The following is a 782-nucleotide window of genomic DNA, read 5'->3' on the forward strand; positions in this document are numbered from 1 at the left end:
TTGTCTATGTATTGGCGTCTTGATGCGGGTATGGCGGCGGCAATGGGCTTGAGTTTAGTCGTTGGTGTTGCAGTTGTAGAAGCACTAGAGGAGATGGGTGTCGAAGGTGTAAAGCTGAAATGGCCTAACGATCTCTACCATAATGATAAGAAACTCGCTGGTATCCTAGTTGAACTATCAGGACAATCGGGTGGGGCAGCCAACATCGTGATTGGTCTTGGCCTGAACCTATCAATGGATCCCAACACATCGGGGATTGGTCAGCCATGGACGTCTTTGAAAGAAGTATGTGGTGGTGAAGTACCAGAACGAAATGCACTGGCGCAGTCACTGATTGACGCTTGGTACAAAGCACTTAATGAGTATGAATTGAAGGGAATGACTGACTTCGTTGGGCGTTGGAATCGACTGGATAATTTTTTAGGTCGCAATGTCCGTTTGATCATTGGGCCAAGAGAAATTGAAGGCACCGTGAAAGGCATTAATGAGCAGGGTGCAGTTTTGTTGGAAACTGTGAATGGTATCGAAGCCTACATTGGCGGTGAGATTTCATTACGAAAAGCCGATTAATCGATCGGCTAATCACACAATCGCATCCCTGTTTACTTTCGAAGTAACACCTCTTCAACCATATGATCGGCGCCCTTACGTAAAATAAGGTGCGCTCTCTCTCGAGTTGGCAGAATATTCTGCTCCAGATTGAGACCATTGATCGACTTCCAAATATTCTCCGCTTTGGCTATAGCTTCCTGATCACCAAGTTGAGTGTAGTGACTAAAGTA

At 45.8% G+C, this 782-nt stretch carries 1 protein-coding gene and 1 pseudogene; one reads left to right on the forward strand and one right to left on the reverse strand.

The window, feature by feature from the left end; genetic code table 11:
* Positions 1–570: biotin--[acetyl-CoA-carboxylase] ligase (locus KIV40_RS31400; protein WP_285353214.1), on the forward strand; the 570-nt coding region annotated here is incomplete at its 5' end.
* Positions 571–602: 32 nt separating this feature from the next.
* Here the strand turns inward: KIV40_RS31400 and KIV40_RS31405 are convergent.
* A pseudogene (locus KIV40_RS31405) lies at positions 603–782 on the reverse strand (type I pantothenate kinase); the annotation flags it as partial.

It is taken from the genome of Vibrio sp. D173a (assembly GCF_030248475.1).